Source organism: Corallococcus sp. CA054B (assembly GCF_003611625.1).
Lineage (GTDB): Bacteria > Myxococcota > Myxococcia > Myxococcales > Myxococcaceae > Corallococcus > Corallococcus coralloides.
On the sequence record NZ_RAVY01000315.1, the window covers coordinates 1 to 7,100 of the forward strand.

3 protein-coding genes are annotated in these 7,100 nt (G+C 73.4%); 2 read left to right on the forward strand and 1 reads right to left on the reverse strand.

Translation table 11 applies throughout. The features are described 5' to 3' along the window. Window positions 1–3,183 (forward strand): flagellar motor protein (locus tag D7V80_RS42045; protein WP_120592950.1); only part of this gene is annotated, 3,183 nt, incomplete at its 5' end. A 24-nt stretch (window positions 3,184–3,207) separates the two neighbouring features. Then, a complete protein-coding gene (locus D7V80_RS39545; RefSeq protein ID WP_147447374.1) occupies window positions 3,208–6,291 on the forward strand; it encodes a hypothetical protein in 3,084 nt (1,027 codons plus the stop codon). Here the strand turns inward: D7V80_RS39545 and D7V80_RS39550 are convergent. Further along, window positions 6,275–7,100, reverse strand: an 826-nt coding sequence (locus tag D7V80_RS39550; RefSeq protein WP_120592952.1) for a DUF4388 domain-containing protein, incomplete at its 5' end; no start/stop codon positions are given. The genes D7V80_RS39545 and D7V80_RS39550 overlap by 17 nt on opposite strands.

Below are 7,100 nucleotides of genomic sequence, written 5' to 3' on the forward strand. Positions count from 1 at the left end.
CGCCCCCACAAGGCCCCCACCGCCGCTCCCGGCCGGCCTCCCGAGGCGCGCGCCGCCGACCACGGGAACCTGCGCTTCCTCATCAGCGGCCAGGCCTCTCCAGGTGACCGGGTCCAAGCGGGCGACGTGGACGCGACCGTGGATGCCTCCGGCGCGTGGCTCGCGAGCGTGCTGCTGTATCCGGCCCGGAACAACGTCATCGCCATCACCACCACCTCGCCCGATGGCGCGGTGGAGTTCGCCCAGCAGTCCTTCGACGTGGTCCGGCGCGGTGAGCACGGCTTCCTTGTCATCCCTCGCGAGAAGGTGCGCGTGGGCGCCGTGCGCGGGCTGTCCCCGGACGCGCCCCTGCCCGCGGGAGACACCTTCCTGCGTCTGGAGGTGACCCCTGGCACCCAGGTGACGACCCCTGACACCCAGCTCGTCGCGGGCCCCGAAGGCGAGGTCCGCCTGCCCGTGCGGCTCGTGCCGGGACGCAACACCGTCCCCTTCTCGATGGCCCCGCCACAGCGGCCCTCGATCGCCGTGTCCGTGCCGGTCGAAGCGCGTTCCCAGCCCTTCGTCGTGGGCCTGCTCGACGTGGAGGCCAGCCTCGCCCCGGCCGGCGGGGGCTTCCGGCTGCGGGGGCGCGGCGCCCTCCACGGTGAGGCCCAGCTGGGGCCCGTGCAGGTGGTGGGTGAGCTGGACCTGACCGACACCGACCTGCGTCAGCTGGACGACGCGCCGCTCGCGGACTGGCTGCGTCCCCGGAGGCCCGAGCGCTTCGACCGCTGGCCCGACCCCGACCTCGCTCCGGCGGAGTGGGGCGACCATTCCGTGTCCCTCACCCCCAACCCCGCGGAGGGGCGCCTGCGCCTGGAGGCGCGGCACGAGCAGTACGGCCGCGCGGGCTTCGGCACCTACCGTGCGCTCCTGCAGGACCGCGAGGTGGGCCGGTACCACCGCCCGCTCTTCGGCCCCTACGCGGAGCTGCGCGAACAGCTGGGGCCCGTGAGCGTGGGGCTGGATGCGTTTGCTGGCGGGCTGGTGGACCCCACGCGAGGCCTGGCCGCGACGCCTGCGCACGAGGAGCTGATCGCTACCGGCGGCAGCCTCTACTACCTGGGCGGCGGCACCGTGGCGGAGGGCTCCGAGCTGGTGCGCGTGGAGGTGCGCGACGGCGTCACCGGTCTGCCGCTGGGCGAACAGCACCTCGTCCGGGGCCGCGACTACGACATCGACTACCTCGCCGGCCGCATTCTCCTCGCGCGCCCGCTGTCGTTCCTCATCGGAGCGTCGCTCCTGCGCACGGACGCGCTCTCCGAGGCGCCGGAGCCGGTGCTCGTCGTGGACTACGCCGTGCTGCACACGGGCGACCCTCGCGACTCGGTGGGCGGCGAGGCCTGGGCGCGCTGGCGCGACTCCACCGTCGGACTGGCCGCCGTGCGCGAGCGCCGGCTGGGGGCTCCCTTCCAGCTCCTGTCAGGACGGGGGCAGACGAAGCTGTGGGGCTACTCGCTCCTGGCGGAGGCCGCGAGCAGCCGGGGGATCGCGGTGGAGCCCACCGTCTTCGGCGTGTCGGACGACGGCGGCCTGTCCTTCCTCCGCCCGGTGGCCACGCGGGATGACCACGGCGGCGCGGTGACCCTGCGCCTGAGCGGCCCTGGCGTCCTGGGGCCGGGTCACGGCGGCGCCGTGGCTGCCGTGTGGCGCGAGCGCTCCAAGGGTTTCTCCGATGGCGCGCACCTGGACGCGGCCCGCTTCCGGCAGCTGTCCCTGCGTGTCACCCAGCCCGTGGGCCCGGTGTCGCTCACCCTCCTGGGCGACGAGCGGCGCTCGGCGGATCCGCGCCTGCCCTTCGAGGACACGCCCTTCGGCGCCCGCACGCTGGGGGCCGCCGTGGCCTATGAGCACCACGAAGGAACCGTGCGCCTGGAGCTGCGCGACAGCTGGCTGCGTGCCACGGAGGTGCCCGGCGAGGGCGCCGCGCGCGAAGGCGGCCGGACGTCCCTGGGCGTCTCGGTGTCCCGCATGCTGACGTCCCGCCTCACCGTGTCCGCGGGCCACCGGCAGCGGCTGCACGAGCGCGGCGCGGGCCCGGGCCGGATGAACGACACGTTCACCTCCGCGGGCGTGGCCGTGAACCTGGACAACGACACGTCCGTGGGCGTGAAGGGCGGCTGGGGGCCGGAGCTGGGGCCGCAGGCCTGGCTGGACGCGCGGGCGCGGCGCGGCAATGAAACCTACTACGGCGGCTACTCCGTGGACGTGGACGGGCCGGACTTCGGCCTGGGCCGCGCGGTGACGGGGGCTCGCACGGAGGTGGGGGACGGCACCACCCTGTTCGTGGAGGACGTGAGCGCGCACGACGCCCAGGCGATCCGCCGGGCCCGCGCCGTGGGCTTCCAGTACGCGGTGGGCCAGAGCGGCTTCAACGTGGGCGCCCGCTACGAGCGCGGCGTGCGCAACCCGCTGGACATCGAGAGCGACCTCACGCGCGACGTGGCCAGCGTGTCCGCGCAGTGGCTGCGCGAGCGCTTCCGCGCGGACGTGCGCGCCGAACTGCGCCATGAGGAGGGCACTCCCGTGCGCGGCGCCTCCGGCCCGGTGGACCGCACGCAGGTGGTGCTGGCGCTGGCCGCGGAGGGCCAGCTGATGAAGGACGTGACGGCCTCCGGACGGCTGGACTTCTCGCACACCGCGGGCCGGGAGGGGCTGGAGGCCCGGTTCGCGGAAGGGTTCGCGGCGCTCGTCTGGCGGCCTGGCCCGTGGCTGGTGGTGGCCCGCTACGGCCTCACGCGTGAGCTGTCCCCGGGCGCCCGCTTCGCCTTCGGGGACCGGATGCTCCAGACGGCGTCGCTGATGCCGGCGGTGCGGCTGGGCGAGCGGCTCTCCGTGGCGTCCGGCCTGCACGTCGGACGCTCCAGCCTGGGCGAGTCCTCGCGCTGGGTGTGGACGGGCACGCTGCGTCCGTCGGTGCGGCTCTTGGGTGGACTGGAGGTCGCGGTGGAGGCGGCCCGGCGTACATCCGCGGCGGACGACCAGGGATTGACGGCGCTCCGGCCAGAGGTGGCTTACCGGCTGGACGAGCGCCTGCGGGTGGCCCTGGGGTACACCGTCCTGGGCTTCAGCGGCTTGGGTCTGGAGGCCGAATCGGAGGATGCTCCGGATCGCCTCTATCTCCGGGCGGAAGTGGCCTGGTAGTCGCCGGGCAGAGGGACGTCGAACGTGCGAGTCGGGTGGATCATCCTGGGGTTGGGGTTGTGCGCGGGAGTGGCTCGCGCGGAGTGGACCCACATCGGGACCCAGGCGGGAACCCCGAAGGACGTGACCGTCTTCCGGCCTGGCTTCTTCGCCGTGGCGACCGACAGTCAGCTGTACGTGTCGCGCGATGGCGTCGTGACGACCCTGAACGTGGGCATGGCGGGCAGCTTCCTGCGCGGAGCGAACTGCGTGGTGGGCATCCGTCTGGACGGGACGCTCCAGAGCGTGGGGGGCTGCTCTCCCACGGATGACAACAAGCGCCTGTTCCCCAATGACGGCAGCGACTACGCGGTGAGGGCCGTGCGCGTTACCGCCGACGGGGGCGTGGGGTATGCCGTCGCCGCCGAGGGGCCCTTGCAGACACCGCAGTTTCGGACCTCGCTGCTCCCGAAGGAAGGCACGGCCGAGTGGGGGACCCTGCCGCCCCCGCTGCCGGACCTGAGCGCCCAGCCGCATCTCGCGGTGCTGGCCCCTCAGTCGGATGGGCAACCCCAGGCGCTGTTCTCCGTCTCCGCGGCGAAGGCGAACTTCCTCTGGTACCGGGGCACCAGCGCGGTGTCCTACATCGCCGCGGGCATCGCTGCTCCGAACCTGGCCCAGAGCGTGGTCCTCCTGCCGGGCTCGACGCCGGAGCAGCCGCTCGCGTTCTTCGGCAACGACTCGGGTCTGTTCCGAGGCACGCTGGGCGGAGCCGCCTATCCGTTCGAGCCCATTCCGCTGACGCCGGGTTCGGTGGACGCGCTCGCGCTGGATGTGACGAGCGGCTCCAGCGCCGGGACGGGCTTCGGGCTGCTGCTCCTCAAGCAGAAGTCAGACGGCAAGGTGGTGGCATACAGCGCGGAGCCGACGCTTCCGCCCGCACTCCCGGGCGCGCTCTGGCGGCAGAATACGGACCTGCCCACGAGCATCCCCCATCCCGCGTTGCGGATGGCCTGCGCGGACGCGTCCTACTGCGTGGCCATCCTCAACGGGCCCGCGCAGAACGTCCTCGTCTACCGGAACGCGAGCCCTCCCAGCGTGGGCGAGCTGCCCCCCACCCTCAGCGTGGATGAGGGCACGACCCAGAACGTGGAGTTCAGGCTGCGCGATCCGGACGGGGACGCGGTGCGACTGTCGGCCACGGTGCGTGCGCCGGGCAGTCGGATCGCCGTCGTCCAGTCGCCGCTCGACTCGCGCGAGGACAGCGGACTCAAGCTGACGCTCACCGCGCCCTCGGGCATCTGCGCGTCCGAGACGTCCTCCCTGGACGTGGTGGCCTCCGACGGCCTGCGCGCGCACGACACGTTGAAGGAGGTGAAGCTGGTGCTGAACCACTCCATCAAGCCTGGCGCGCCCCAGGTGGATGGGGAGGGCAACGACTTCTTCATGGGAGGGCCCTCTGGCACCTTCACCGCCACGCGGGGCGCCACCGGCTGCGCGCCCGTCGGGTACACCTGGACGGAGCCCCCCGGGGCACCCAGGCTCGCGAAGAACGCGGGCGTGGCCACGTTCACGCCCCCCTCCACCCGCGAGGACCGCTGCAAGCCGGGCATGGCCGCCTTCGACTACGAGGTGCGCGCGGACGACGGCACACTCACCTCGGAGCCCACGAAGGTCCCGGTGCGGCTCCACCCCTGGGGCCCCCCCGATGCTCCGTTCACCAGCGCCTCGCGTGACGTCTTCTCCGGCGCGGCCTTGATTCCCCAGGAGACCCACCCGTGCGGGGGCTCTCCCGGAACGCCAGGGCTGCCGCCGGTGTCGACGTTCTGGTCGGTCCTGGAGAACCCCTCGAACGCGACGGTGACGGCCCTCCAGGGGAACAACCGGCGCCCCGTGGGCCAGGAGCCCGTCGAGGGCAACTCCGTGCTGCTCGCCGGGGCGACGTGCGTGGAGACCCTGAAGCTGAAGCTGCGCGCCTTCAACCGCATCACCGTGGACGGCTTCGTCCTGGACAGCCCCACGTCCGACGTGGAGGCCACGGTGAAGCCGCGCTGGGTGCCCCTGGAATCGGTGCAGACCCTGGTGGACCTGGAGCCGGCGGAGGAGCGCATGCTGCGCGGACGTGTGAAGACGGATCCGCCGCTCAACTGCACGGGCATGCGTCCCCTCACCACGGTGGTGACGCTGGAGGACCCGGCCGACCCCACCCAGGTGTTCGACACGTGGACGGCCACCGGAGGCGGAGGCGACTTCGTGCTGGACCTGCCCGGCACGTGCGGCAGCGCCAACTACACCGTGCGCGCGCGCGTGCACGAGGGCTCCGTCATGGCGCCGGAGGTGACGATGGACTTCCACCGGCAGGCGCGCGACGTGGTGCTGGGCGAGCTGAGCGGTGAGCTCATCGCCACCTGCGGCGAGGGCGCCCGGGGCACGCTGCGCCAGACGATTCCGGAAGAGGCCTGCTCAGCGGTGAACCTGGAGTGGGGCCGTACCGCGGGGCCGGAGATGGAGTCACTCGTCGCCCAGGCGGACTCGGTGTCGCTGGCCACGGTGGACACGCAGCTGGAGTCCCTGGTGGGCGAGCTCGTCACCCTGAACGTGTCGGCCACGGGCGAGGGCGCCAGCGGGGCGTCGCGCGAGCACGCGGTGCGCATTGGCGCGCGGCCCTTCGTGACGGTGGCGCGGCGCACGGAGACGGGGGAGGGCATCAACTCCGGCCAGGTGGGCGTCACGGTGACGCTGCGCAACGACACCGCCTGCGACGTGAGCTCCATCCACTACCGGGAGACCGTCACCGGCGCGCAGGTGGTGCCCCAGAGCATGACGCTGAATGGCCAGCCGGTGACGCCGGTGGATGAGTCCGCGCAGCACTTCGAGGTGGCGCCGGTGCCGCTGCCCGCGGGCGCGACCGCGAAGCTCACGTACGTGGTGCGCACGGCGCTCCTGGCTCCGCTGCGGTACTCGGGCACGGCGTCGCTGCGCGAGGTCGTCGTGTCGCACTCGGAGCCGCCGCCTGCCTCCACGTCGGGCTGCGGGTGCTCCGGTGGAGGCTCGGGCGTGACGGCGTTCGGGCTGGGCGCGCTGGCGTGGGCCGCGCGGCGCCGGCGGGGCGTCAGAGCCCGAAGCTGATGCGCTGGCGGCGGTTGGGCGTCTGCTGACGCTCCTCCAGCACGCCGGACAGCTCCAGGCCGCGCAGGGTGGCCAGGGCCTCGCGCTCGGACAGGTCCGTGAGGGCGAGCAGGTCCTCCACCGTCTTCGTGCCGTCCGCGAACGCGAGCAGCATCGCCTGGGGCCCCGCCAGCTTCAGCTCGTGCAGGCCGTAGGGCGGATCCGCCGCGGGGAACAGGCGGCGTCCGGGCGCCATGCGCTGGCGCAGCGCCACCAGCGTCTCCGTGCGCGTGACGCCCTCCAGGATGAGGTCGCCGGGGAAGAGCGACAGCGGCACCAGGTCCGCGCGCTGCGGCCGCATGGGGCTGAAGCCGTAGCCGCCCTCCGTCCACGCGAAGGTGGACCAGAGGATGTCCTTCACCTGCTCCTCCAGCAGCTGGCGGCGCTGCTTGGGGCTCAAGAGGCCGCGCTTGAGCAGTGCGTCGCCGGTGCGCAGCGAGTGCTCGCGCGCGTAGCCCGCGGCCTCCGCGAGCTGCGCTTCCGTGAGCGCGCCCTTGCGCAGGCAGAAGCGGCCGAAGCGCTCCGGGGCCAGGTTGGAGGCGGCGTACACCACGCGGCCGGCCTCGAAGTAGACGACCTTGAGCACCGTGCCCTGGCGCAGCTTCAGCTCGCCGTGGTGGCGCGCTTCGTAATAGGCGTTGAGCAGCCGCGGCACCGACGTGTGCGCCAGGTCTCCGCCGAGCGACCACTCCGGCAGCTGGCGCCGCTGACGCACGGGCGCGGGCGCGGCCTCCGTCCACACCGCGTCGCGCTGCGCGAAGGGCAGGGGC